Raw genomic sequence first — 407 nt, 5'->3', positions numbered from 1 at the left:
AACATACGTTTATCGGATTCTTCCTGCACATAATCGTTAATGTGGTATATATAACCCTGCACGGTGTCGGCGTTGTTACGGTCAAAAATCATTCCCTGCAAAGTCTCTGAGATGCCGGCAAGCAGGGTTTCCGGCTCTTTTAATTCGGCTTTTATATTTGCTTCCGTGTAAAAAATAACGTCTTTTGCTTTGGTTTGTAAATTCTTGCGCTCTGTTTTACTTACAAAGGTATAACTGAAGATGACCATTAAAGCGAAAGAAAGCAAAACGGAAAACGCCTGCGCATACCTTTTGATTACCGCCGTAGTTATCCGCAACAAAGAAAACATTACAATTTTGCCCTTACTTCCTTAAAAGGGGACAAAATTCCGCTTCAGGGGCGCATCATGGCCATTGTGGACGTGTAC

The 407-nt window shown here is 41.8% G+C and carries 1 protein-coding gene; it reads right to left on the bottom strand.

From position 1 onward, the window contains the following. A partial coding sequence (locus ACYVTD_RS17345) for a hypothetical protein (RefSeq protein WP_461248876.1) occupies positions 1 to 329 on the bottom strand: 329 nt, incomplete at its 3' end. Positions 330 to 407: the final 78 nt, after the last annotated feature.

This window comes from Treponema sp. R6D11, assembly GCF_054786075.1.
Note: the sequence above shows the minus strand (reverse complement) of the source record. Positions and strands in the feature narration are given on the sequence as shown.